Annotated in this window: 22 protein-coding genes; 20 read left to right on the top strand and 2 right to left on the bottom strand. The window is 55.1% G+C overall.

The genetic code is table 11. The annotated features are described in order from the left end of the window. Window positions 1-63 precede the first annotated feature (63 nt). On the bottom strand, window positions 64-3,546 hold the full coding sequence (gene smc / locus HWX34_RS04865) for a chromosome segregation protein SMC (protein WP_178971235.1): 3,483 nt from the start codon (window positions 3,544-3,546) through the stop codon (window positions 64-66). 141 nt (window positions 3,547-3,687) lie between these two features. On the opposite strand from smc, the gene HWX34_RS04860 reads away from it, so the two are divergent. The 20 genes from HWX34_RS04860 (at window position 3,688) to HWX34_RS04765 (ending at window position 24,014) form a co-directional block, all read left to right on the top strand. Next, window positions 3,688-4,248 carry a YqgE/AlgH family protein gene (locus tag HWX34_RS04860; protein WP_178971234.1) on the top strand — a complete coding sequence of 187 codons (561 nt, stop codon included), beginning with the start codon at window positions 3,688-3,690 and terminating at the stop codon, window positions 4,246-4,248. Then, complete coding sequence (gene ruvX, locus HWX34_RS04855; RefSeq protein WP_178971233.1) at window positions 4,232-4,669, top strand: Holliday junction resolvase RuvX; 438 nt, start codon at window positions 4,232-4,234, stop codon at window positions 4,667-4,669. The genes HWX34_RS04860 and ruvX overlap by 17 nt, the downstream gene beginning before the upstream one ends. 11 nt (window positions 4,670-4,680) lie before the next feature. Continuing rightward, complete coding sequence (locus HWX34_RS04850) at window positions 4,681-5,193, top strand: DUF3592 domain-containing protein (protein WP_178971232.1); 513 nt, start codon at window positions 4,681-4,683, stop codon at window positions 5,191-5,193. Continuing rightward, window positions 5,186-5,650 (top strand): DUF3592 domain-containing protein, encoded by a 465-nt coding sequence (locus tag HWX34_RS04845; RefSeq protein ID WP_178971231.1) that lies wholly within the window; start codon window positions 5,186-5,188, stop codon window positions 5,648-5,650. Before HWX34_RS04850 ends, HWX34_RS04845 begins: the two co-directional genes overlap by 8 nt. 181 nt (window positions 5,651-5,831) lie before the next feature. Next, window positions 5,832-6,560, top strand: coding sequence for an S-methyl-5'-thioinosine phosphorylase (locus tag HWX34_RS04840; RefSeq protein WP_178971230.1), 729 nt, complete (start codon window positions 5,832-5,834; stop codon window positions 6,558-6,560). A gap of 85 nt (window positions 6,561-6,645) precedes the next feature. Continuing rightward, window positions 6,646-7,752 (top strand): spermidine synthase, encoded by a 1,107-nt coding sequence (locus HWX34_RS04835; protein ID WP_178971229.1) that lies wholly within the window; start codon window positions 6,646-6,648, stop codon window positions 7,750-7,752. Between the two features lie 48 nt (window positions 7,753-7,800). Further along, window positions 7,801-8,514 (top strand): WbqC family protein, encoded by a 714-nt coding sequence (locus tag HWX34_RS04830; RefSeq protein WP_178971228.1) that lies wholly within the window; start codon window positions 7,801-7,803, stop codon window positions 8,512-8,514. A gap of 73 nt (window positions 8,515-8,587) precedes the next feature. Next, on the top strand, window positions 8,588-9,988 hold the full coding sequence (locus HWX34_RS04825) for a hypothetical protein (RefSeq protein ID WP_178971227.1): 1,401 nt from the start codon (window positions 8,588-8,590) through the stop codon (window positions 9,986-9,988). 124 nt (window positions 9,989-10,112) lie between these two features. Continuing rightward, window positions 10,113-11,345 (top strand): aminotransferase class I/II-fold pyridoxal phosphate-dependent enzyme, encoded by a 1,233-nt coding sequence (locus HWX34_RS04820; protein ID WP_178971226.1) that lies wholly within the window; start codon window positions 10,113-10,115, stop codon window positions 11,343-11,345. Beyond that, window positions 11,342-12,532: an aminotransferase class I/II-fold pyridoxal phosphate-dependent enzyme gene (locus tag HWX34_RS04815; protein WP_178971225.1), complete on the top strand. Its 1,191-nt coding sequence runs from the start codon at window positions 11,342-11,344 to the stop codon at window positions 12,530-12,532. Before HWX34_RS04820 ends, HWX34_RS04815 begins: the two co-directional genes overlap by 4 nt. A gap of 1,688 nt (window positions 12,533-14,220) precedes the next feature. Then, entirely contained in the window at window positions 14,221-17,598 is a 3,378-nt protein-coding gene (locus HWX34_RS04810) for a glycosyltransferase (RefSeq protein ID WP_255496577.1), read from the top strand. Between the two features lie 90 nt (window positions 17,599-17,688). Beyond that, the gene (locus HWX34_RS04805; RefSeq protein ID WP_178971224.1) at window positions 17,689-18,531 is read left to right on the top strand and encodes a flagellin; all 843 of its coding nucleotides are present in this window, start codon (window positions 17,689-17,691) and stop codon (window positions 18,529-18,531) included. Between the two features lie 78 nt (window positions 18,532-18,609). Beyond that, a complete protein-coding gene (locus tag HWX34_RS04800; RefSeq protein WP_178971223.1) occupies window positions 18,610-19,035 on the top strand; it encodes a flagellar protein FlaG in 426 nt (141 codons plus the stop codon). A gap of 37 nt (window positions 19,036-19,072) precedes the next feature. Further along, the gene (gene fliD / locus HWX34_RS04795) at window positions 19,073-20,431 is read left to right on the top strand and encodes a flagellar filament capping protein FliD (protein WP_178971222.1); all 1,359 of its coding nucleotides are present in this window, start codon (window positions 19,073-19,075) and stop codon (window positions 20,429-20,431) included. Between the two features lie 24 nt (window positions 20,432-20,455). Next, on the top strand, window positions 20,456-20,884 hold the full coding sequence (gene fliS, locus HWX34_RS04790; RefSeq protein WP_178971221.1) for a flagellar export chaperone FliS: 429 nt from the start codon (window positions 20,456-20,458) through the stop codon (window positions 20,882-20,884). A gap of 20 nt (window positions 20,885-20,904) precedes the next feature. Beyond that, entirely contained in the window at window positions 20,905-21,213 is a 309-nt protein-coding gene (locus tag HWX34_RS04785; protein ID WP_178971220.1) for a hypothetical protein, read from the top strand. A gap of 67 nt (window positions 21,214-21,280) precedes the next feature. Continuing rightward, window positions 21,281-21,637, top strand: coding sequence for a DUF2802 domain-containing protein (locus tag HWX34_RS04780; protein WP_178971219.1), 357 nt, complete (start codon window positions 21,281-21,283; stop codon window positions 21,635-21,637). Next, the gene (locus tag HWX34_RS04775) at window positions 21,634-22,695 is read left to right on the top strand and encodes a flagellar hook-length control protein FliK (RefSeq protein WP_178971218.1); all 1,062 of its coding nucleotides are present in this window, start codon (window positions 21,634-21,636) and stop codon (window positions 22,693-22,695) included. The genes HWX34_RS04780 and HWX34_RS04775 overlap by 4 nt, the downstream gene beginning before the upstream one ends. Next, window positions 22,673-23,005, top strand: coding sequence for an EscU/YscU/HrcU family type III secretion system export apparatus switch protein (locus HWX34_RS04770; protein ID WP_178971217.1), 333 nt, complete (start codon window positions 22,673-22,675; stop codon window positions 23,003-23,005). Before HWX34_RS04775 ends, HWX34_RS04770 begins: the two co-directional genes overlap by 23 nt. Window positions 23,006-23,147: 142 nt before the next feature. Further along, window positions 23,148-24,014 (top strand): NAD(P)-dependent oxidoreductase, encoded by an 867-nt coding sequence (locus tag HWX34_RS04765; protein ID WP_178971216.1) that lies wholly within the window; start codon window positions 23,148-23,150, stop codon window positions 24,012-24,014. A 43-nt stretch (window positions 24,015-24,057) separates the two neighbouring features. Here HWX34_RS04765 and HWX34_RS04760 read toward each other — a convergent pair whose 3' ends face one another. Then, on the bottom strand, window positions 24,058-24,345 hold the full coding sequence (locus HWX34_RS04760) for a DUF1272 domain-containing protein (protein WP_178971215.1): 288 nt from the start codon (window positions 24,343-24,345) through the stop codon (window positions 24,058-24,060). Between the last annotated feature and the right edge of the window lie 174 nt (window positions 24,346-24,519).

Genomic DNA, 24,519 nt, shown 5'->3' with positions numbered 1-24,519 from the left:
GCCACCGTCAGAAGATAGATTGCGATGTATCAACTGGGCTACGCAGAAACTTGCGTAGATGCGTCATGCAATTTCGCGCATCTTCAGGGCTTCCACGATATCCACCGCCACGATGCGGCTGACCCCTTGTTCCTGCATGGTCACCCCCACCAGCTGCTCGGCCATTTCCATGGTGAGGCGGTTGTGGGAAATATAGAGGAACTGGGTGCGTTCCGACATTTGCTTGACCAGATCGCAAAAACGGCTGGTGTTGGCATCGTCCAGCGGCGCATCCACTTCGTCCAGCAGGCAGAAGGGGGCCGGATTGAGCGAGAACAGCGAAAACACCAGGCTCATGGCGGTCAGCGCCTTTTCGCCACCGGACAGCAAGTGGATGGTGCTGTTTTTCTTGCCCGGCGGCTGGGCGATGATTTGCACGCCGGCATCCAGCAAGTCCTCACCGGTGAGTACCAGCTCGGCACGGCCACCACCAAACAGGGTGGGGAAGAATTCCCGCATCTTGGCGTTCACCGCCTCGTAAGTGCCTTGCAGCATCTGGCGGGTTTCGCCATCAATCTTCTGGATGGCTTCTTCCAGCGTGGCCATGGCCTGGTTCAGGTCCTCGGCCTGGTTAGCCAGGTATTCGCCGCGCTTGCGCGCTTCTTCCAGCTCTTCCAGTGCCGCCAGATTGACTGCGCCCAGCCCTTCCAGCGCACGGGCCAGGCGGGCGATTTCCGCTGCCAGCGCATTGGGCTTGATGGCGTCGGTCAGGTCGGCCAGCAGGGCGGCTTCATCGGCCTGGGCTTCTTTCAGTTCCTCGGCAAAGCGTTCCATCGCCAGCCGCGCTTCCTGATGTTTGAGCAGCCAGTCGGAGCGTGCCTCGCGCAGGGCTGGCAGCGCGGCATTGGTATCGTGCTGGCGCTGAGTGAGCTGGCGCAGTTGCTCGGTCAGGCCGTTCAGCCGGTCGCGGGTGGCAGCCAGTGCGGCCTCTTGCCGGGTGCGCAGTTCGATGGCCTGTTGCATGGCCTCTTCCGGGACGGTGTCTTCCACCACTTCGGCTTCTTCGGCCAGGGTTTCCAGCCGCTCGGCCAGTTGCTGGTCGCGCTCGTCCAGTTCGCGGGCGCGGCGGGCCAGTTCGGCAGTCTTTTGTTCGGCGGTGTGCAGCTCAAGGCGGATTTCATGTAACTGGCGTTCGGCATCACGGGTTTTGTTGCGCGCCAGTTGCAGGCCGGTTTCGGCATTCAGCCGGTCCAGCCGCACTTCTTCCATTTGTTCGGCCAGTTCTTCCAGCGTCATGGCGGCTTCTTCGCCTTGCAGTTCGCTTTCTTCGATGTCCAGCTGGGCTTGCTGGCGTTCTTCCTGCAGGCGTTGTTGCTCGGCATGGATGAAGGACAGGCGGGCCGCGCCTTGCCGTGCGGCCTGATCCAGCTTGACGTGCTCAAGTGTTACCGCATTGAGTTCGGCTTCCAGCCGGGTAAGCGCCCCTTTTTGCGCCCGCACCGCTTCGGCCAGCATGCCGTTCATGCTTTGCAGTGATTCGCGGCGGCGTTGCAAGCGGTCGATTTCCGGCTGCATCTGCTGCTGGCGTGCCTGGGCGGCTTCCAGTTGCTGTTTGCGTTCCATCACGCCACTGCCACTTGCCGCACTGTAGAAACACACGCTGCTGGCGCTGACCCGATGGCCTTGCGGGGTGAGCAGACATTCGCCAGCCTGCAGTTGTTTGCGTTGGCTGATGGCCTGAGCCAGGTCATCGGCCAGATAGACGCCGCTCAGCCAGTCTTGCAGCGCAGCGTCAAACGGTGCGCTGGCGGTCAGTTGATCCAGCAGCCGTGGCCAGTCCTGAGCCGGGCTGTGCAAGGGAGCGGCCTGACCATCCACCAGGGTCAGTGCGGCAGGGGGGATGTGCTGGCTGGAGGCGGCGCGGGCATTGAGCCGCTCGCCCAGTATGGCTTCCAGTGCGGTTTGCCACTGCGGTGCAACTTGTACCGCCTGCCACAGTTGCGGGGCATCGGCCAGGCCTTGCTCGTGCAGCCAGTCGCCCAGTTTTTCCCCGGCGGCTTCGCGTGCCAGCACGGCAGCCAGTGCCGCGACTTCGGCTTCGGCGCGTGCCAGTTCGGCGCGTTGCTGCGCGAGTTGTTCGTCCAGCTTTTCGCGCTCGGCGGCCAGGTCGGCCAGCTTGGCCTCGTCGGCCACCACGCGGGCGCGCACCGCGTCCAGTGCAGCACGGGCGCGTTCGACTTCGGCCAGTGCGGCGGCTTGCTGCTCCTGATCGGGCAGGTTCAGTTCGGTCAGCTCGCGTTGCAGGGCTTGCTGGCGGCTGGCCAGCTGTTCCAGCGTGCGGCGCTGGTGTTCGCCCTTTTGCCGGGCCAGGTCGCGCTCGCGGGTGAGGTTGGCTTGCTGTGCCAGCAGTTGTGCCTGCAACTGGTCCTTGGCGCGGAATTCGGCTTCGGCGCTGGGTAGCAGGTCGGCACCGTCTTCCAGTGCCATCTGGGCTTCTTCCAGCCGCATTTGCGCCTCTTCACGCCTTGGCAGCCAGTCATCCAGCTCCATGGCGGCCTGCTGGCGGCTTTCCGCCAGTTGCTGGCGTTCGTTACGGGCACTGGCCAGTTCGCGTTCTACCCGTACCTGGTTTTGCTGGCGATGGCGTTGTTGTTCTTCCAGCCGGGCCAGTGCGGCATTGGCTTCAAACAGTTGCTGTTGCGCTTCGTGTACGGCGTCGCTGGCGGCGTAGTGGCTTTCGCGCACGGTTTCCAGCTCGGTGTCCAGATGGGTGAGCGCCGCTTCCATTGCCGCTTCTTCGGTTTCGATGCGCGACAGCTCGGCGCGGGCATGGGCTTCGTTGCGGCCGGCTTCTTCGCGCCGCGCCAGCGCCAGCAGGTTCTGCTTGTGGGTCAGGGTGCCGCGCAGGTCGTGGTACTGGGCGGCCACTTCGGCCTGTTCGCTCAGCCGTTCTACCTGGCGTTCCAGCTCCTGGCGCAGGTCTTCGATGCGTTCCAGATTGGCGCGGGTATCGGCAATGCGGTGTTCGGTTTCACGGCGGCGTTCCTTGTATTTGGACACCCCGGCGGCTTCTTCCAGATAGGCACGCAGTTCTTCCGGCCGCGCTTCGATGATGCGCGAGATCATGCCTTGCTCGATCACTGCATAGCCACGTGCGCCCACGCCGGTGCCGAGGAACAGATCGGTAATGTCGCGGCGGCGCACCTGCTGGTTGTTGATGTAATAGCTGGATTCACCCTGCCGTGTCAGCACGCGCTTGATGGAGACTTCGGCGTATTGGCCCCACGGGCCGGTGAGTTGACCGTCGGCATTATCGAATACCAGCTCCACCGAGGCGCGGCTGACCGGCTTGCGAGTGGAGGATCCATTGAAGATCACGTCTTGCATCGACTCGCCGCGCAGCTGCTTGGCGCTGGATTCGCCCAGCACCCAGCGCACCGCGTCAATCACATTGGATTTGCCACAGCCATTGGGGCCGATTACCGCCACCAGCTGGCCGGGGACCGGAATGCTGGTGGGGTCGACAAATGACTTGAAGCCGGACAGTTTGACGTGGGTGAGGCGCAAGGCGTTCTCGCAAGAAAAGGAAGCAACCGCGGCATTTTATCAGGGTGGCGGCTTTTGTTTGCTTTTGCTGCAAGACAAGCGCATGGGCGCTGTTGTGGCTTGGTAGAACTTTTGTCAGATGTGTTGTGCCATAATGCCCCCATGGAACCGTTATCGCTCACCGATCACTTTCTGATTGCCATGCCCAATATGGCCGACCCGCTGTTTGCCCGCTCGCTGGTGTACCTGTGCGAACACGGCGACCACGGCGCGATGGGCTTGATCGTCAACAAACCGTCGGGCATTGCCATGGCGCAGTTGTTCGACCAGATCGACCTTGCGCTGGAGATCGACCCGCTGCGTGGCGAGTCGGTGTTTTTTGGCGGGCCGGTGCAGCCGGATCGCGGCTTTGTGCTGCACGCACCGGCCGGGCAATGGCAATCCAGCCTGGTGGTGAAGGACGACTTGGCGCTCACCACCTCCAAGGATGTGCTGATTGCTGTGTCGGAAGGCCGGGGGCCGCAGCGCCTGTTGCTCACCCTGGGCTATGCCGGCTGGTCGGCCGGGCAGCTGGAGCAGGAAATCAGCGACAACAGCTGGCTGACCGTCAAGGCCGATCCGGACATCCTGTTCGACCTTCCCGCCGAGTCGCGTTACGACGCTGCCATGGCCTTGCTGGGTTTTGACCCGTCTCTGCTGTCCGGAGATGTCGGCCATGCCTGAGGGAACGGTACTGGCTTTTGATTTTGGTGAACGTCGTATTGGTGTAGCCATGGGTGAAACCATGCTGGGCATTGCCCATCCGCTGCTCACCATTGATACCGAAGTGACCGACGCCCGCTTTGCCGCCATCGGCAAGCTGATCGACGAATGGCATCCGGCCCAGCTGGTGGTGGGCCTGCCCATGCATCAAGACGATACCGAACACCAGATGACCCAGCTGGCACGGCGTTTTGCCAATCGCCTGAAAGGGCGCTTTGGCCTGCCGGTGTGGCTGGTGGACGAGCGGCTGACCTCGGTGATTGCCGAATCCATGCTGGCCGAGGCCGGCGTGCGTGGCCGCAAGCAAAAACCGGCGCTGGACCAGGTAGCCGCCCAGGCCATTCTCACCACCTGGTTTGAAAGCCACGGCACGGCGGTCTGAGCCAGCCCATCATGCATCTTTCCCCGCGTTGGCAAACTTCCATCCTGATGCTGGCCTTCCTGCTCAGTCTGATGGGCCTCATCAACCTGCTGCTGGACCCGGCCCAGGCCGTACAGCACTGGCAGGCTGCTCCCGGTCATGTGGAATCCAGCCGCATCATGGTCAGCAGCCCGGAAGGGCATCCGGACCAAACCCGCTGGGAGCCCTACGTACAATACCTGTACACGGTGAATGGTGAGGTGTACCACGGTGACCAGCTGTATGCGGTGGCCAGTGCGCTGCCCGGCGATCACAGCAGTGCCGAAGACCTGACGCGGCGCTTTCCCACCGGCAAGGCCGTGGTGGTGTATTACAACCCGCAAGCACCGTCACGCTCCGTGTTGATTCGCGAGGGTGACAGCAGCATCGGCAGTGGCCGCTTCATTCTGGCAGCGCTCAGCACCCTGTTTGGCTGGGCCCTGTGCGACCGCTTGTTGCAACGCTGGCGTCATGTCCGGCGGCTGAGGGCTGGTGCCCATGGTTGAAAAACTGCTGCAAGGCCTGATGCTGCTGGCCGGGCTGGCCGCCTTTGCCTATCTGTGGTGGCTGGGGGCCAAGGGCGACGCTTCGGCCAGTTGGCCCAGTGCGGTGGGTATCGTGCAGGAAAGCCGGCTGGAGCAACGGCAGGTGAATGCCGGCGGCGATCGCGACAATACCTGGGAATATTTTCCGCAGCTGCGTTATCAGTACCAGGTACAAGGCCACACCTACCAATCCGGCAACCGCCGTTTTCCCAATCCCGGCTACAGCCGCAGCCAGCAGGAAGTGACGGCCATTCTGGCGCGTTATCCGGCCGGCGCGCAGGTACGGGTGTATTACAATCCGGCCAATCCGGCCGAGGCTTGCCTGGAAACCGGCCAGCACTGGACGGCATGGGTTGGCAAGGCCATTGCCTTGCTGATTGTCGCGGTGGCGGCCTGGTTGCTGTTGCGCGCCGATTAAGCGGCTGCAGCCGCTTGATGCCATCTGCCGGGCTGATGGTTTTCCTCCGGCAAATCATTCCCGGTTTGCCCTGTCCGGGGATAAAGCAATTTATCCCCCCGTCCGATTCAGCCATAATGCGGTAAAAACCAAGCGGCATGGCGTTTGCATTGACGCCATGTCATTACAAGGGGGACCGACTATGTTGGCCATCATCGGAGGCAGCGGCCTGGCCAAGCTGCCCTTACTGGAAGTAACCCATCGTCAGGTTGTGCGCACACCTTATGGCGACCCGTCCTGCGCACTGACATTCGGCCATATCGGCCAGCAAAACGTGGTGTTCATTGCCCGTCACGGTCACGGCCATTCGCTGGCCCCGCACGAAATCAATTACCGCGCCAATATCTGGGCGCTGCACAACCAGGGCGTCAAGGGCATCCTGTCCATCGGCTCGGTCGGTGGCATCCGCGCCGACATGGGGCCGGGCACCCTGGTGGTGCCGGACAACATCATCGACTACAGCTGGGGCCGCAAGCACACCTTTTTTGATGGCCCGGAGCGGCCGGTCGTGCATGTCGACTTCAGCAATCCTTACGACGATGCGCTGCGCGCCAGGCTGATTGCCGCCGTCAATGCCAGTGGCAAACCGGCGGTGAATCAGGGCGTGTATGCCTGCACCCAGGGCCCGCGGCTGGAAACCGCAGCGGAAATCCTCAGGTTGGAGCGGGATGGTGCCGATATTGTCGGCATGACCGGCATGCCGGAGGCCTGCCTCGCCCGTGAAATGAACCTGCCTTATGTCCATCTGTGCCTGGTGGTGAACTGGGCGGCAGGCAAGGGCGGCAGTGCCACGGTGAATTTCGACCCGGCCACGGCCGAAGCCGGCATGAATGATGTCACTGCCGTGCTGCTGGAATTGCTGAGCGTTTGATGCTCCATATCTCTATCCGGATGTAGTTTGATTTGCACCGGTAAATTAAGTGAACGGTTTAGTTCGTATGGCTGCCGAGGTAGACATGAGTACCGAAAATTTTCGAGGCTGGGTGGATAGCCTGGATTGCAATGAAATAGCAGGCTGGGCTGCAAATATAGCGCATAGTGAATCGCCTACTTATGTGTCAATTTATTTGAATGGACAACATATTGGTATTGCTGTGTGTGACGAAATCCGTTCCGATGCAGTGGCAGCAGGTATTCCGGGGGCTCGTCAGTTTCGCTTTGACATGAAGGGCAGGGTAACAGCAGGAGGACGTGTGCAAGTTGGTTTTGAGCATCATCCCTTGCAGCTGCCTCAGGGCGATAAATGGATTGCCGCACAGTCGCAATCTTCAGTGCCAGTGAACAAGCAGATCGTGCATGTAAACCGTCCGGGTATTTATGTGTATGACGAAGATGATTTCAGAATTTTGAAATTCAGTAGCTCAACGCCCACTAGACAAACTTGCATTTCACTCAAGAACCCAGCATTGCTCATGTTGGAATATACCCGCCTCATCATGGCATCCTTTTATCTGAATCCACAGCCGGCCAGCGTTCTGATTATCGGATTAGGGGGTGGCGTCTTACCCGCGGCATTCTGGAGTATTGCTCCTCATGCCACCATTGATATGGTGGAAATTGATGAAGATGTCATTCAGGTCGCACTTGAATACTTCGGGCTTGTGATGCGCAATGACTCTGCCGTTCATCAAATGGACGGCAGGATGTTTGTTGAAAAAGCCTTGGCGAATGGTAAAAAATACGATCTTGTTGTACTGGATGCATTTATCGATGGTGATGTGCCTGTTCACTTGAAAACACTGGAATTTTTGCAGGAAGTTCGTCAAATCCTGAGTGATGACGGAGTATTTGTTGCAAATACATCATGTGGTAGCGTGGATTACCATAAAGAGAGCGCAACCTATTACCAGGTGTTTGGTCGGTATTTGTACATTAAAAAAGCAATGCGAGTGATTTTGGCGGCTAAAAATAATAATTTCACAATGGCTGGGGTGCGAAATCAGGCATCAATGCTTGAACAAGCATTGCAGCAAGTTGGCGTTTCAAATGATGTTTTGCTTTCTGCGTTGCAAGAATTTAATCAGTCTGAAAATTTGGATGATATTTTGCTTGATCCTGCCTGAGTTGTGGTTTTTTCATGATGGATTGATGCCGGATCAAAGGGGTTATGTATGAAAATAGGTATTATGCAGCCCTATTTTTTTCCTTATCTGGGCTATTTTCAGCTCATTGATTCGGTTGATCTATTTGTGCTGCATGACGATGTTCAGTTCATCAAGTCAGGTTGGGTGCATCGAAATCGTTATTTGCGGGATGGAAAGCCGGTATGGTTTGGCTTGTCCCTGGCCAAGGCTTCCTCATTTGCTCTCATCAACGAGCGGCATATTGCTGAAGACTTTGATCCGCAATCCATGATAAGAAAGCTGGATGAAGCATATCGTAGAGCCGCGCGAAGGCAATACGTTATCGATATGGTTTCGGAAGTTGTTTCAAAGAATGAAAAGAGCTTGGCTGCAATTAATGAAAGAGGATTGCGTGCGATATGTGGTGTTGTCAACATCACTACGCCTATTATTTCTTCTTCTTCATTGCAATTACCTTCTTGTTTGACCGGACAGCAACGTGTGATTGAAATTGTTCGACGCTGCCAAGGAACTCGCTATATCAACCCGATTGGTGGCTTGTCGTTGTACAGTGAGGCAGAGTTTGCAAAAAATGGCATCGAACTCAGTTTTCATCGCATGTTACCATGCGAATACAATCAGGGGGTGACTGTATTTGAACCCTCGCTTTCTATTGTTGATGTACTGATGCATGTTGAACCGGCTCAGATGCCTGAATTATTACAGTCAAAACAAATTGAGAGCTTCAGCTTTTATCAGTAGTGGAATCATTGGTTTGATTGATGAATTTTTATCGGTCATGAGTGTTTGAGCCTTTGCGCGCGGGGATATCGCCTTGAATTTTTCGGCTTCTATTAATATTGTTCAAAATGGTGTTGGTAAGGACTATCAAACCAATGTCAATATGCTTGATATTCAGCGCAATGGAATTGCCTGGTGCGAGGTGGTTCGACGCGCATTGGAGGGGAATGGGGATTTAGTCAGCAAACTGGCTACCTTGCTGAATGTTGCTACTGTTTGTCACGCTCAAGGCAAGTATATTGATGAACTTGCTGCATTAAGAATTGCACGGCGGATTGCCAATGGTCGATTCGCTCCAGTGAATGAACTCCTTGAATCGAGATCCGCAGCAGGCCACTTCCCCATGGCTGCGGATGATCGATTACGGATCGTTTCATTTGCTGACGATGGGGTGGAGTTTAGGCAATTGCTTGGTCAGGATGTAATCTGCAACAATTTCGTGCACCCAGGGGCAGTATTCGGTGGTTTGCTGGGCGTTGAAGGGCAAGCAATCCTCCAAAATGATGATAGTGTCGATAATGTTTCCTTTGCGGTTTGTAAGGGAAAACAGCTTTTGGCAGTCGTTCCATGTGTGATTCATTCTGATAATGTCATCAGTTGGGTAGCCCCGATCGTCGCAGACGGAGGTATCCCGATCAGTATTCATTTTGTTGAACCACTATGTGATAAACGAATGGTGTTGGACCTGGTGCTACGATATCTGGAGCATCTGTTGCGTTCTTATGGTGCCAAGGAATATGTCATCAAGGAAGCTAGTCCGGAAGAACTTCTACTCTATCAACTGCTAAGCAAACAGCATGCATTTTCTGCCGAGGTGTGGGATCGCCCAGTGCTCGATCTGAACCAGAGTGAAGAAAGCATTTTCCAGGTAGTCAGGAAGAGCTATAAATCACATATAAACTGGGGGAAAAGCAATTTGGTGGCGGAATATCTTTCTGGTGCTGCTATTGATAATGCAGCGGTTGAAAGAATTTACCAAGCTATTCAACTTTGTCACCAGAAAGTAATCAGCAAGTATGGTGATGGAATGACGGCGGAATTGTTCATGCAGCCAATAGTGCTGTGCCAGCGAGGATTTGGTGAGGTAGCTATTTATCGCACGCAGGAAGGTACTGTTTGTGGTGTTACGGTCACGACGATTGTTGGTGATGTTGCTTATTATGCATTGGGTGGGTCAATCCCACAGGGTAATAAAAACCCCGGGCAGTATGTTGTCTATAATTCGATACTGCGTGCCAAGGCGCGGGGTGCACATACTTATTCATTGAATCGAGATTTTTCGGCACCTATTTCGATGGATAGATTGCAGCTGCGGGTGAAAAGCCAGCATGACATGAATCTGATTTTTTTCAAGCGAGGATTTGCCGGGCAATTGCAGGCAATGAATGTTTATAAAGTTATGCCACTATTACTTGGTTTGCTTGGCCGTGATTGATGCTGCTTGTAATTAATGGTTGCATTGTCCTGAATATTGCCGGTTATTTGCCTTAATTATTGTCCTGATCTCATTAAGGCATTTCTGTGAAAATTGTTTTCTGTTATTCCTAGTGAGGTCTGGCATGACAAGTGAAAATCATCCTGTAAAATGTGGGGCGAAAAATGATTTGACTGATTTGGCCTTGTTTGGTGGATCTGCCCTTTTTGATAAATTTTTGTCTACATCGAATCTGGTCAAACCCTCTTTTGATGTATTTTTAGATTATTCGAAAATTTTCTACACGCAGGGACAGTATACCAATCGTGGACCATTAAGTCAGATGCTGGAAGCCAGGTTGGCAAAGTTGCATGATGTGAAGCACTGCTTGGTTTTATCCGGTGGATTTTGGGCCGTGGTCTTGTCGCTGAAATGTCTGGCACTGACTGGCCGTAAGAATGTAATTCTGCCTTCGTATACCTATCGTAAGTTGGCTGATATTGTCTCATGGGCCGGACTTTCTCCGGTTTTTTGTGAGGTGGATGCTTCCACCCTGGCCATGAGTGCCGAGACCGTTGCCCCTCTGATTGATGACAATACAGCAGCAATATTGGCAGTTCATCCAATTGTCAACCAGTGTCCGGTTGATGATCTGGAGACATTGGCCCAGTCAAGAAAAATTCCGCTTGTTTTTGACTCTGTTGAGTCAACTTATGAAACCGTTAATGGAAGACCCATTGGTTCTTTTGGCGATGCTGAGTGCTTTTCCATGCATGCCAGTAAGCTGATTAATGGTTTTGAGGGAGGTTATGTCACAACGAATAATACGGAATTGGCAAATCAGCTGTATGCAATGAGAGCTTTTGGTTTCGTTGGTCAGGATGAAGTGGTTACATTTGGCATGAATGCAAAGCTTAACGAGGTGCATGCGGCGATGGCTTTGGCGTGTCTGGATGATCTTGACTCGCAGATTGTCCGTAATCAAGAGCGATACCGAACCTACTACACCGAATTTTCTACTGTGCCGGGTGTAAGGCTGCTTGAATTTGATGAGGCAGAACGCTGTGGTTATAAATGTGTAGTGATTGAGTTGCTTGAGAGCTGGCCACTTTCTAGCGAAGTGACACTGAAATTATTGCATGCTGAAAAAGTGATAGCCAGAGCCCAATATACTCCACCTTTGCATCACGTCAGTGCTTCCAGTGAGGTTCGTAATGCCGAGATGGTGGTTACCAATAGCTTGGCAGGAAAGTACTTGCTGCTTCCTAGTGGCCATACAGTTGAGTGTGCAGATATTAATCAGATTGCTGAATTACTGAAATATATCGCAAGCAATTCAAAAGGCATCATTGCGGAGATCAATGGGAGATCGCTATGAAAACTAAAATTTCCGACTTCGCAATTGCTGGTGGGCGTCCGATTTTTGATGTGGCTTTACCCGTTGGTCAACTATATTTTCCTGAGTGGTCTGATTACGCAGCAGAAATGCGTGGTATTTTTGACCGTGGATACTATACCAATCATGGACCCTTGATTGAGCAGTTTGAAAGTGAGCTATCCGCATATCTGGGGGTGAAGCACGCAATCTGTGTCACCAATGCCACGATAGGTTTGATGCTTGCGGCAGTCGCACTTGAATTGGAAGGCAAGGTCATTATGCCTTCCTTTACTTTTGTGGCAACCGGACAATCACTGCTTTGGAATGGTTTGACACCTGTCTTTTGCGATTCCAATCCTGTCGATGGCCAGATGCAGATTGAACATCTTGAATCCCTGATTGATGAAGATACATCAGCCATTCTCGGGGTCAATCTTTGGGGTGGTGTCGCTGATATCCAAGCAATGGAACAGCTGGCGATAAAGTATGGCTTGCATTTGTACTTTGATTCGGCTCATGGCTTTGGCAGCCGGATTGCAGGAAGAACCCTCGGCGCCAACGGTGAGCTGGAGGTCTTCTCTTTTCATGCAACCAAGGTGATGAGTACTGCAGAGGGTGGGTGCATCACAACTAACGATGATTTTGTTGCTGCACGTGTACGCAGCATGCGCAGTAGTTATGGAATTGGCACACAGGTCAAGGTTCCGGTTACTTGTAATGGTCGCTTCTCTGAGGCGCAGGCTGCTATTGGTTTATTGAATCTGAAAGCATTGCCTGTGTATATTTCTCATAACAAGAAGATTTATGATCGATATAGGGAACGCATTTCATCTATACCTGGTTTGCGTATCATTGAGGCAAGTGGTGTTGATTTCAGTAACTGCCAGTATTTTGTTTGCGATGTGGATGCTGATGTTTTTGGTCTGGATAGAGATACTTTGATAGCTTTGTTAAAGCTGGAAAATATTAATGCACGACGTTATTTCTATCCGGGTACACATCGGGTAGTTTCTTTTGCCGATGAATTCTCGCGTAGTGGTAGAAGTCTTCCCGGGGTAGACCTTCTTTCTCGACGTATTTTCCAATTGCCGATAGGGGCGAAGGTTAGTCTGGAAATGGTTGATAAGATTTCTGAACTTTTACATGCCATTCATGTTCATGCGGAAGGGCTGAAAGCGCGTTTCTAGCGATGCAGGATCAGGATTGGGCTGATGTCCGGTTGATGATGTTGCCATCCCTGTGGTTTATTAGTAGGTACTGGTTTGTCGATGGTGGTGGGTTGGCTGCATCATCATTAAGTCTGGTTAGTGATGATGTTTTTTTGTCATGCTGAGTGCATTTTGTGGCGTTGGTTTCTCATGAAGGAATACTTGTGAGTTTGTCTGAGCTGAATATGGTCCATCATCCGTATTATATTGTGTCGCCACCATATCGTGAGACTTCTTCCGGGGTGCGCGTACTGCATTTGCTATGCCATTATTTGCGCCAGCGTGGCATGAATGCCTATGTGACGACGAGTGACGGTGATGCTGCACTGGATACTCCGCAATTGACCGATAAGTTGCGTAAATCACATCATGAAGCCGGGCTTGAGCCAATAGTAATTTATCCGGAAATTATTCCGGGAAATCCTTACGGCGCACGTACTGTCGTTCGCTACATATTGAACAAACCGGGTTTTCTGGGTGGGGAAAGCAAGTATCACAACGCAGAGTTGCTATTCACCTACAATCAGGCTGATTTTGTGCCGGCAGGAATGCAGGCGGATGTTCTCCGGGTTCCGGTTTTCAATACTGAGTTGTTCAATAACAATAATAATCCTCATGATGGCCAGCGCAAGGGGCGCTACTATTATGCCAATCGTTATTGCACATTAGGCGGAGTGGTTGATCCGGAGATTGTCCAGAATGCTACTGAGCTCAGTATGGCCAATCCTCGTAGCTTATCGGAACTTGCCGCCTTGTTCCGTGAAGCGGAGTGTCTTTATAGCTATGAAATGAGCGCGATGTGTACCGAGGCGATGTTATGCGGTTGCCCGGTTATTTACATTCCCAATCCATGGATGCAGAGTATCCCTGCATTACAGTTCTTTCATGGCGATGGTGTTGCATGGGGTAATACTCCTGAGCAAGTCTCCCATGCCAAGGCGACGGTACATAAAATTCTTGGTCATTACCAGGAACATATCCGTCAATTTGATGAGCAGCTGTCCCGCTTTATCGAAGTAACCCAGAAGGCTGCAAGTGATGCTCACCAGCGCTTGATGTCTCGGGTGAGCTTGACCGGTGGTGCATCTGATTTGCGTACGCGTCGCTCATTGCCGCCGGTGTTTGAATCCGGTAATCAACTCCCTTCTCCGGAGGAGCGAATTCGTGTGGGTGTATTGTCCGGCGATGTCGTGGATGGAGCCTGCATGCGCTTGCGCTTGCATGACGGCTTCTCCTTGCTCTCCCCATGGCTGGATACTGTTTATTTCCCCGGTAATGGTGTGTATGGGTGCCGTCCAGAGGCCGTTGATATCGAGCGTCTGGTTGCCTGGTCTGATGTATTTGTCCTGCAGCGCGGTGCGTTCTCTGACCGGAACGATAAGTTTATCAAAGCCCTCTTTGCATCCGGCAAGCCCATTGTGTTCGAGCTGGATGATTGGCTACCGGCAATGCCCAGCTCTCATCGTCAATACTTGGAGTTTGATCCGAACGGTTTGTGGCGTACTTGGAAGCAGCATCTCCATCAGATCAGTGCAGTTACTGTCAGCACAGAGGCAATTGCAGCACATCTCCGCCCATTGCATGACAATGTGCAAGTGTTGCCGAATGCCTTGCTGGCATCTCGTTATGACAAATTGTCTCTGAATGAAAATGACTCATCGAAACCTTTGACCATCGGTTTTGCTGGTACGTCGACTCATGTGGGTGACATCAAGGTAATCAATCAGGCCCTGCTGAATATCCAGCAGAAGTACGGCCCGCATATGGTGCGCTTCGTATTCTGGGGATGTGTACCTCTAGGGTTTGAGGGGGCTCAGAATGTGCGTGTTGTCTCCCAGGGCGTGACTTATCCGCATTATCTGGAACAACTGAACAAGTTAGGGTTGGACATTGCGATTGCTCCGCTGGAAGACAATCTTTTCAACCAAGGCAAATCCGATCTCAAATGGCTTGAATATTCGGCGGCAGGTGCTGCTGCTGTATTGAGTGATGTCGTTGCCTATGAGGAAGCCAAGCAGCTGCAGTTGGCACTGGTGGTGTCGAATGACACCAAGAGCTGGGAAAGTGCACTGATACAACTGATTGAAGATGCTTCGCTCCGGACCAGCTTGGTCGCCCGTTCACGCGAGTATCTTCAACAATTTGCCACTTTGGAAACCCAATGCTATCGGTGGATTGAGTTATTGAAGCCTTTGTTGCCAACTTCCCGGGCCAAGATTCTGGATGGCTATCACCCTGCGTTGCAATCTAACGCACAGCAAGGCGACATCATGTTGATGGGGCCGGATCCGTATCGCGCATGGCAGAACTGGAAAAATAAGCATGAGCTGCGCGAAATCGACGCCGAGATGATGGCCGAGCGCATGTTGATGCAATGGCAGCAACGCCCGCAGTTCCTGATGCTGATGACCATCCGCGCCAGCGAAGCCCAACTGCTGGCCAATACCATCGATGCCCTGCAACAGCAGCTGTACAAAAACTGGAAGCTGATTGTCATTGCCGACTGGGACATGCCGGACCCCATTTTCAGCCAGAACGACACCCTGGGCTGGCTGCAGCTGGACACGCTGGATGACCCGCAGCTGTTCACCATGGCGCTCAACGGTTTGCTGGGCGAAGTGCCGGCTGACTGGGTAATGCTGCTGCCGGCCGGCGCCATGCCTGCCCCACAGCTGTTCTTGCGCATGGGTGACACCATCCACGCCCAGCCGCAAGCGCTGGCCATTTACACCGACCATGACAGCTATACCCAGCCTGAGTGCCGCGTACTGCCGCAACTGAAGCCGGACTTCTCGCTGGATTACCTGCGGGCACAGGATTATGTCGGTGCCGCCGTGGCGCTGTCCTATCAGGGGCTGGCCAGTCTGGGCGGTTTCGAACCCTACCCGGCTTGCGAATGCTGGAACCACCTGCTGCGTCTGGCCGAAAACTTCGGCCTGAACGTGGTGCAGCATATCGACGAAGTGTTGATGCATCTGCCAGCCGAACCCTTGGGTGTGCAGCATCAGCGCGAGGCTGCGCGTCAGGTGGCACTGGAAAATCACCTGCAGCGTCTGGGGATTGCTGCCAGTGTGGTCAACGGCTATGCCGAGAACACCCTGCATGTGGAATACCAGGTCAGCGGCACGCCGCTGGTCTCTGTCATCATCCCCACCCGGGACAAGATGGAATACCTGCAGCCATGCGTGGAAAGCCTGTTTGCCCGCACCACGTATCATCATTTCGAATTGCTGATCATCGACAATGGCTCGCAAGACCCGGACACCTTCCGCTTCTACCAGGACTTGCAACAGGATTACCCGGACCGGGTGCGCATCATTGATTACCCGCAGCCCTTCAATTTCTCCGCCCAGTGCAACCTGGGGGTGGAGCAGGCACGGGGTGAATACATTGTCCTGCTGAACAACGACACCGAAATCATCCAGCCCGAATGGCTGGAACGGATGATAGGCATTGCCCAGCGTCCGGAAGTCGGTGCCGTGGGCATCCGGCTGGTGTATCCGGAAAGCGGCAGCATCCAGCATGCAGGCATTGTACTGGGCTTGCCGGGCGGAGTGCTGTCGGTGGCGGACCACGTATTTGAAAAGTCCGAACTGGACGCGCCGGGCTATATGAACCGCCTGCTGACCGAGCAGAATTACTCCGCCGTCACCGCTGCCTGCCTGATGGTCTCGCGCGAGAAATACCAGGCAGTCGGCGGCTTTGATGCCGAGCAGCTCACCGTGCTGTTCAACGACGTGGACTTCTGCCTCAAGCTGCAGCAGCAGGGCTTGCTGAACGTGTTCACACCCTATATCACCATGGTGCACCACCATGCCAAGAGTATCGGCAAGCTCACTTATGAGCCTGCGGTTGCTCTGGCCGCCGCCGTGCGCGAGCAGCAGGAACTGGCCGTGGTGCTCAAGCGCTGGCTGCCACAGCTGGCGCGTGACCCGGCCTACAATCGACACCTGACTTTCCGTACCAAGGACATGGCGTTCGAGCCGACACGGGATGTGAACTGGCTGCCGCACCTGGCTGGCCGTTACAAGGTGCTGGGCCTGCCCATTCCGGGTGGCAGCGGCGAGTACCGCGTTTCCTTGCCCTTCCATGCCCTGCAAGAAGGCGGGCGACTGGATGTCGCCATGATCTCGCCCGAGAACGGTGCCGCGCCGCTGCTGTCGGTGGTCGAGATGGCACGTTTCAACCCGGATGCCTTGCTGATTCACACCATGCTGACCGATGGCGTTTTGCATGCCGTGAAGCAATACCGTGAATTCATGCCGAACCTGCGTCTGGTATTCGGCCTGGATGACCTGGTGGGAGCCCTGCCGGAAAAGAGCATTCTCAACCGGGTATGGCGCAAGACCATGCCGGATGCCCGCCCGCGCCTGCGTGCCATGCTCAAGCATTTCGACACCCTGGTGGTGTCTACCGAGCCACTGGCCGAGGCCTGCCGCGACATGATTGACGATATCCGCGTGGTGCCAAACCGTTTGGCGCGGCATATGTGGGGCAAGGTGTCCTCATTGCGCGGGCAAGGCAAAAAGCCACGGGTAGGCTGGGTGGGGGCCCAGCAGCATCAGGGCGACCTGTCGCTGATCATCGATGTGGTCAAGCAAACGGCAGATGAAGTCGAGTGGGTATTCATGGGTATGTGCCTGCCGGAAATGCGCCCGTACATTGCGGAAGAACACCCTTGTGTGTCTTTCCAGGAATATCCGGAAAAAATGGCCAGCCTGAATCTGGATCTGGCCATTGCGCCGCTGGAAATCAACCCGTTCAACGAGTCCAAGAGTAATTTGCGCTTGCTGGAGTACGGTGTGATGCGCTGGCCGGTGATCTGCACCGATATCTATCCCTATCGCACCAATGACGCACCGGTGTGCCGCGTGCCCAACACCACCGAGGCGTGGGTGGAAGCCATTCGCAGCCGGATTCATGATCTGGAAAGCACATACCGGGAAGGGGATGCCCTGCGTGCCTGGGTTGACCGTCATTACTGGATAGAGGATCACCTGGAGGACTGGCAGCAGGCACTTACCGGCCAGGCGGTAAAAAAATAATTATCCCGGTACTAAAGTTTGCCAACGGGGGGTCGATAACTAGTCAAGGCCCACACAGTCGCCCCCCCGAATGCTCTAAGGAGAATCATCATGGCACTTACCGTCAACACCAATATTGCGTCGCTCACCGCGCAGAACAACCTGAGCAACTCCAGCACCTCGCTGAATTTGTCCTTGCAACGCCTGTCCTCCGGTCTGCGCGTAAACAGTGCCAAGGATGATGCTGCCGGTCTGGCCATTTCCCAAACCCTGACCTCCGCCATTCGTGGTAACAACCAGGCCATCCGTAATGCCAATGACGGTACCTCTGTCGGCCAGACGGCTGAAGGTGCGTTGGGCCAGATCGGTAACAACCTGCAACGTATCCGTGAAATTGCCACCCAGTCTGCCAACGGCTCGGTCAGTGACACCAACCGTTCGCAGCTGCAAAAAGAAGTTGACCAGCTGACCCAGGAAATCTCGCGTATCGTACAAACCACCCAGTTCAACGGCACCAAATTGCTGTCTGGTGGTAATACCCTGACTTTCCAGGTTGGTTCTTCTGGTTCGACTGACAACACCGTATCGGTATCAGCGTCTGACCTGACCACTCAGTTGTCCTCTTACAACTCGTCTCTGACCAACACCGCTACCATTAACGTGTTGAGCCAGACCGGTGCTCAGGCACAGTTGTCGGCCCTGGATGCGGATATCGGCACTGTTTCCAATATCCGTTCCACTTTCGGTGCGGTACAAAACCGTTTTGATGCTGTGGTTGCCAACCTGCAAAACTACGTGACCAACCTGACAGCAGCGAACAGCCGTATCGTGGACGTGGACTTCGCGTCGGAAACTGCCAACCTGACCAAGAACCAGATTCTGCAACAGGCCGGTACTTCCATCCTGAAACAGGCTAACTCCCTGTCCCAGTCCGCACTGACCCTGCTGCAGTAAGCTACAGTAATAGCTTAAGCTGAAGAGCCGGCCTCGGTCAGCATGCTGACCGGGGCCGTTTGTCCGGGAGTCGTTGTCATGCAAATATCATCTACGAACAACCCTGTTCTTCCTCTGACAGCCACACCAACGGCTCGCCAGCAAAACCAGCTGACTCAGGGAAATACGGCGGATGCCACAGCCAGCTCGGTCACACCCAATACGCCAGGTGGCGTTGTTGCCGTAGGCCAAAGCCAGGCGCAAAATTCCACCAATGACGGAACTCAGCAGAAAAAGCCGGATCCACTGGAATTGCAGAATTCAGTCAAGCAACTGAACGACGTGGCCAAGCTGTATTCCAGCCAGCTGGAGTTCTCGGTCGACAAGGAAACCAACATCCAGGTCGTCAAGGTAGTGGATCAGGAAACGCATCAGGTTATCAGGCAGATACCGACTGAAGATGCAATACGCATTGCCAAGGCGATTGACGATTTCAAGGGCTTGCTGCTCAAGGACAAGGCCTGAGTCCGGCAGCGCTCGCATGCAAGGGAGGTAATGCCAGATGGCTTCAATAACGACGAGTGTCGGTACGCTGGATGTCCAGTCCATCGTCAGTCAGCTGATGACCATTGAGCAGCAGCCTTTGCAAGCCAGCCAGCAGCGCTCCAGCAAATACAATACCCAACTGAGTTCGATCGGTCAGATCAGCTCCGCCTTGTCCAACCTGCAGTCCGTGTCCGGCAAGATGTCCACCGGTGCTTTCCTGCAGCAATTCAAAGCTGGTTCGACCGATACCAGCGTTGCCAGTGTCACCACCACCACCGGCGGTACGGCTGGCAGCTATGCGCTGAACGTGACGCAGCTGGCCAAGTCGCGCCAACTGGTGTTCGACCAGTATGGTGGCAATGCCATTACCGATCCCAAGGCCACGCTTGCCGGTGCGCCCACTTCCTTGACGCTAACCGTAGCTGGCAAGAATACCGTCATCAACCTGACACCCAGCGCCAACGACACCGTAAGCCTGCAGTCCATTTCCGACCGTATCAACCAGAGCGGTGCCGGTGTCAGTGCCTCGGTGGTACAGAACAATGGCCAGTACAAGCTGGTGTTGGCTTCGTCCAATTCCGGCAGTGATAATTCATTCAGCATCAGCGCTGGCGGGACTGATTCGGGTACTACCTCCGGTTCCACGCTGCTGGGGCTGACGCAAAGCACCACCGCTGCCAGTGAATCGGCAGCAGCTTCGGACGCCTTGCTCACCGTCAACGGGGTCAGTGTTTCCTCCGGCAGCAACCACCTGACCAATGTCATTTCCGGTGCCAATGTGGACATTACCAAACTGGGGCAGTCCACCATCACCATGACCTCGGATAGCAGTGGCATCACCACCTCGCTACAGGGTTTTGTCGACGCCTACAATCAGGTGAAATCTGCGGTAGACTCTGCACGTTCCGGCAGCTTGAAGGCCAATGCCTCGGTGCTGGCCATCCAGCAGAAGCTCACCAGCATCCTGAGTACCCCGGTGCCGGGCGTGGATGCCACGACATCCTATGCCTACTTGGCGCAGGCAGGTATTTCCATCCAGAAGGATGGCACACTCAAGCTGGACCAGACCGCCTTCAGCAAGGCGCTCAGCGCCAATCCGACAGCAGTGGCCAATCTGTTCGGTAATACCAGCAGTACCGGTTTTGCCGATAGACTAAGTTCGGCGGTGAATGATTTGCTGGGACCGAATGGGGTGATTGAAACCAGCAAGACATCCATCAACAGCCTGATTACGTCGGAAACCAGTTTGCAAACCAGTCTGAGCGCCAAGCTGAGCGCACGCCAGACCATGTATACCCAGCAATACACAGCGTTGAACGCCGTATTGTCGAAAATGCAGCAATCGACCAGCAATCTGGCCAACCTGTTGGCCTAGGACAGAACCAAACGGTAAAGAATCATGCTGAATTCCAAGATGCTCAAGCAGTTTAACAAGGCTTATGAAGACGATGCCTTGAAAGCTGCCGTTTACGGTGCCAGCCCGGTGGGCCTGGTGGTACTGCTCTATGAAGGTGCTATTAAGGCCATCAACCAAGCTGGTTATGCAATGGAAGCCCAGCGTTACGACGAAAAGGCGCGCTTGGTGTCCAAAACCATCGATATCATTGATGGCCTGCGCGAGTCACTGGATTTGCAGCAAGGCAGTGATGCCGCCAATAATCTGAACGACCTGTACATCTACATGAAGCAGCGGATGAGCATTGCCAACCTCAAGAATGACCTGGAAATCCTGGCCGAAGTGCGTCGTCTGCTGGAAACCATCCTGCCTGCCTGGCAAGAGTTGAATCGTTCCAGCATGTCCGCAGGTGCGGCAAGTAATGCTTATTGATGCGGTACGGAGCCCAGGACATGCAGACCCAGTCTGAACAGATCGGCATCATGCTGGACACGCTGTCACAAGCGCTGGCAGCCTGTGATGCACGTGACTTCGGGCTGGTGATCCGCCTGGCCGAACAGCAGGAAGCCGAACTGGCTGGCTTCATGTCTTCCCGACATGATTTGGCCCAGCTTGCCCAGTCTGAAAGACTGCAACTGGAACAGGTCATTGCCCAGCGTCAGGTCGTGCAGCAACGCATCAGCGAGTGGATTGCGCAGATGCGGGAGGAAATGCAGACAGTCAGTCAGAACAGCCGATTGCTCAAGACCTACACATCGTAATGAGCGGCTTGGGTTACGGCCAGTTTCACCATACACTTAGAAAAAGTGCTGTGTGAGGGGTCATATCATGTCCGGTTCGCTCTTTTTCTATATTGTCGTCGTCTTGCTGCTGGGCCTGTGCGCAGTCTGCGCTTATTTGTACTGGCGCTTGCAGTTGCTGGAAAACCGGCGTGATAGCCTGACGGCCATGTATCTGGATCAGCAACAGCAGCAAATCAGCACCTTGCAGCGCGATTTGTCGCGCCTGATGGCGCGGCTGGAGCAGCAAACGCGTAGTGAACCTGCCAGCCTCAGCCCTTACAACCAGGCTATCGAGATGATCAAGCAAGGTGTCCCCGCCTCTGAAGTTGCCAGTCAGTGTGGCATCTCACGCAGTGAGGCCGAGCTGATCATTTCCCTCTACCGAAACAATTCCACTTCATGATTCCATCCCTGCCCACCACCACCGCGACGACAGGAACCCTTGCCCCGCAAACGGTCTCTTCGCTACGCCTGCTGCTGGAGGGCGGGCGGGCGCTGCTGGATGCCAGTGTTGTTCCGGCCAAACTCCCCCCGTTGATGCTGGGCGAGCAAGTCAGTGCCCAGGTGGTGGATAGCAAGGATAATGGCCAGCAGCTGTCGGTACTGATCAAGAACAGCCTGTTCAACCTGATCGTGCCGCAGGGGATGACGGTAAGCGGCAACAATCTGTCGCTCAAAGTGGCCACACTGGCCCCCACTCTCAGTTTTGCCTTGCAGGAGCAAAGCACAGAGGCCGCACAGGATGGCTCGGTTGAGGTACAGCTTAGCCCGGCATCCAAATACCTGACTGGCATGCTGCAAACCAGCAAGCCCGGCTTGCCGGCCACGGATCTGAGTCTGGACGTTGCCAAGCAGCAACCTGCCGAGACGGCACAAACCCTCAAGAACAATGTCAGCCAGAGCGGCCTGTTTTATGAGTCGCATCTCAAGGAATGGCTGGATGGGCGGCACAACCTGTCCCAGGTGCAGCAGGAGCCTCAGTCGCGCCTGCTCAGCAAGCTCAATGAGGATCTGGCCAGCACAGACAGTCGCAGTAGTACCGCAAATTCCAGCAGCAGCCTGAGCCCGCGCACGGTCGCCCCCGAATTGGCCAATCTGGTACAACGCCAGCTGGATATCGTGGAAAACCAGCAACTGCAATTGAATGGCTATGCTTGGCCCGGCCAGCCCATGCAGCTGCAAATACAACAGGAACACACCAACGAACGCACCGGTAGCCTGGGAGCGGATGACGTCGGGGTGTGGAGTACCTCCCTGTCACTCAAGCTGCCCGCCCTGGGCGGAGTGGCCGCACGGGTGCGCCTGGTGGGGCAGAATGTGCAGGTTTCTTTTGTTGCCGAGGAAGATGAAGCCAGCGGGCTGATCCAGCAGCATGCCGAGCAACTGCAAAGTGGCATGGCGGCCGCTGGGCTGACCCTGGCCAACCTGGTTGTGAAAAATGGCACAGTCACCCAAGACTGAAGAAGGCCGCAAATCAGCGGTCGCCCTGGCCTACCGGGAAGGGCAGCGCTCGCCGACCGTGGTGGCCAAGGGCTATGGCCAACTGGCCGAGCGTATCATCGACCGCGCCAAGGATGCCGGCGTGTTTGTCCACGATTCCCCGGAGCTGGTTTCCCTGCTGATGCAGGTGGATCTGGACCGCCACATTCCAGAAGAACTTTACCGCGCGGTGGCCGAGATTCTGGCCTTTGTTTATTTTCTGGAAAACAAGGCCACCGGCGCCGACTTCGAGTTTGAATCCTGGCTGGCTAGCCGTAAAAACAAGTCCTGACCCCATCCCTGTTGCTGGAGTCCTCCGCTGCATGCAGGCTGTCCTTGTTTGCCGTGCAAGGCGGATGAATAAAATCAGCGCTGTCACGCCCCTGGCTTTGCGGTAATCTTATGCTTTCCCCCTGCACACTGCTGGAGTAGATATGAAAGTCGGTTATATCGGGTTGGGCATCATGGGATTGCCCTGTGTTTTGAATCTGCTGAAAGCCGGTCATGCCGTCTCGGTGTGGTCGCGTCAGCAGCAAAAGGCACAGACCGCACTGGAGGCTGGGGCCACCTGGGCGGACAGCCCGGCGCAACTTGCCGCACAGGTTGATGTACTGATCACCAATGTTTCCGACACCAAGGATGTAGCGCAGGTATTGCTGGGCGAACAAGGCGCGGTACATGGCGCAGCTGCCGGTCTGGTTTGCGTGGACATGAGCACCATCTCGCCGATTGGTGCGCGGGATATTGCCAGTCAACTGGCCGAGCACGGTGTCGACTTCCTGGATTGCCCGGTGTCCGGCGGTCAGGTAGGGGCGGTCAACGGCACCCTCACCATCATGGTGGGCGGCAAGGCTGCGGCACTGGACAAGGTTCGCCCGGTACTGGAAGCCATGGGCAAGACCATCACCCATATCGGCGACTCCGGTGCTGGCCAGGTGGCCAAGGCTTGTAACCAGATTGCAGTTGGCGTGGGTGTGGCAGCGGTGGCCGAAGTCATGAAGCTGGCCAAGGCCTGCGGGGTGGACCCGGCACCGGTGCGTGAAGCCCTGCTGGGTGGTTTTGCCCAGAGCCGGGTGCTGGATATCCACGGTCAGCGCATGATTGATGACAATTATGTGCCGGGCTTCAAGGCGCACTTGCACCTGAAAGACATGGGTATTGTGCTGGATACCGCGCAACAACTGGGCATCCGTTTGCCCGAGGCCGAGCGTGTGGCCGGCTTGATCGGCCAGTTGGTAGAGCAAGGTGAGGGCGAGCTGGATTCTTCAGCCATTGCCCGCCTGATCTGGCAGCAAAATTGATTTCCTGCCGCACTATTTCCAGCCCGCCTCTGTGCGGGCTTTTTCATTTGCGCTGCTGTGCCAGCCACTGTAAATGAGCGGCCAGGTCGACCGGGCGATAGCGTGTTGATGTCGAGGCCGGATAATGCTTCAAGTCATTGCCATGTCGTGTATCGGTGGCTGGTCGCACCGGGCGTGGCACAAAATTGCCGCCACAGTTCGGGCAGGCATGCTGTAGCAGTGCCACGCAGTCGGCACAGAAGGTGCATTCAAACGAACAGATACGGGCCAGTGGCGAGTCGGGGGGCAGGGCGCAGCCGCAATGTTCGCAATTCGGGCGTAGTTCCAGCATGGTTGGCTCCTGATCATGTTGAAGTCAGCTTGCCAGCCTGGCCCTGTCTTGCACAGGGCAAATACAGCCATCATCACCGCCGGATTGCGCCATCTTGCTGGCGGCAATACCGGAACGGCACTGCTGTTTGCCACTCTAACTGCTCATGACCGGATAACCGGTCTGCAGGAGAGT

It is taken from the genome of Aquitalea sp. LB_tupeE, assembly GCF_013391415.1.
Classification (GTDB): Bacteria; Pseudomonadota; Gammaproteobacteria; order Burkholderiales; family Chromobacteriaceae; genus Aquitalea.
Note: the sequence above shows the minus strand (reverse complement) of the source record. Positions and strands in the feature narration are given on the sequence as shown.

Excerpts from the sequence above, each read along its gene's own strand:
- HWX34_RS04860 (WP_178971234.1), top strand. The coding sequence starts at position 3,688 with ATGGAACCGTTATCGCTCACCGATCACTTTCTGATTGCCATGCCCAAT.
- ruvX (WP_178971233.1), top strand. The coding sequence starts at position 4,232 with ATGTCGGCCATGCCTGAGGGAACGGTACTGGCTTTTGATTTTGGTGAA.
- HWX34_RS04850 (WP_178971232.1), top strand. The coding sequence starts at position 4,681 with ATGCATCTTTCCCCGCGTTGGCAAACTTCCATCCTGATGCTGGCCTTC.
- HWX34_RS04845 (WP_178971231.1), top strand. The coding sequence starts at position 5,186 with ATGGTTGAAAAACTGCTGCAAGGCCTGATGCTGCTGGCCGGGCTGGCC.
- HWX34_RS04840 (WP_178971230.1), top strand. The coding sequence starts at position 5,832 with ATGTTGGCCATCATCGGAGGCAGCGGCCTGGCCAAGCTGCCCTTACTG.
- HWX34_RS04835 (WP_178971229.1), top strand. The coding sequence starts at position 6,646 with ATGAGTACCGAAAATTTTCGAGGCTGGGTGGATAGCCTGGATTGCAAT.
- HWX34_RS04830 (WP_178971228.1), top strand. The coding sequence starts at position 7,801 with ATGAAAATAGGTATTATGCAGCCCTATTTTTTTCCTTATCTGGGCTAT.
- HWX34_RS04820 (WP_178971226.1), top strand. The coding sequence starts at position 10,113 with ATGACAAGTGAAAATCATCCTGTAAAATGTGGGGCGAAAAATGATTTG.
- HWX34_RS04815 (WP_178971225.1), top strand. The coding sequence starts at position 11,342 with ATGAAAACTAAAATTTCCGACTTCGCAATTGCTGGTGGGCGTCCGATT.
- HWX34_RS04805 (WP_178971224.1), top strand. The coding sequence starts at position 17,689 with ATGGCACTTACCGTCAACACCAATATTGCGTCGCTCACCGCGCAGAAC.
- HWX34_RS04800 (WP_178971223.1), top strand. The coding sequence starts at position 18,610 with ATGCAAATATCATCTACGAACAACCCTGTTCTTCCTCTGACAGCCACA.
- fliD (WP_178971222.1), top strand. The coding sequence starts at position 19,073 with ATGGCTTCAATAACGACGAGTGTCGGTACGCTGGATGTCCAGTCCATC.
- fliS (WP_178971221.1), top strand. The coding sequence starts at position 20,456 with ATGCTGAATTCCAAGATGCTCAAGCAGTTTAACAAGGCTTATGAAGAC.
- HWX34_RS04785 (WP_178971220.1), top strand. The coding sequence starts at position 20,905 with ATGCAGACCCAGTCTGAACAGATCGGCATCATGCTGGACACGCTGTCA.
- HWX34_RS04780 (WP_178971219.1), top strand. The coding sequence starts at position 21,281 with ATGTCCGGTTCGCTCTTTTTCTATATTGTCGTCGTCTTGCTGCTGGGC.
- HWX34_RS04775 (WP_178971218.1), top strand. The coding sequence starts at position 21,634 with ATGATTCCATCCCTGCCCACCACCACCGCGACGACAGGAACCCTTGCC.
- HWX34_RS04770 (WP_178971217.1), top strand. The coding sequence starts at position 22,673 with ATGGCACAGTCACCCAAGACTGAAGAAGGCCGCAAATCAGCGGTCGCC.
- HWX34_RS04765 (WP_178971216.1), top strand. The coding sequence starts at position 23,148 with ATGAAAGTCGGTTATATCGGGTTGGGCATCATGGGATTGCCCTGTGTT.
- HWX34_RS04760 (WP_178971215.1), bottom strand. The coding sequence starts at position 24,345 with ATGCTGGAACTACGCCCGAATTGCGAACATTGCGGCTGCGCCCTGCCC.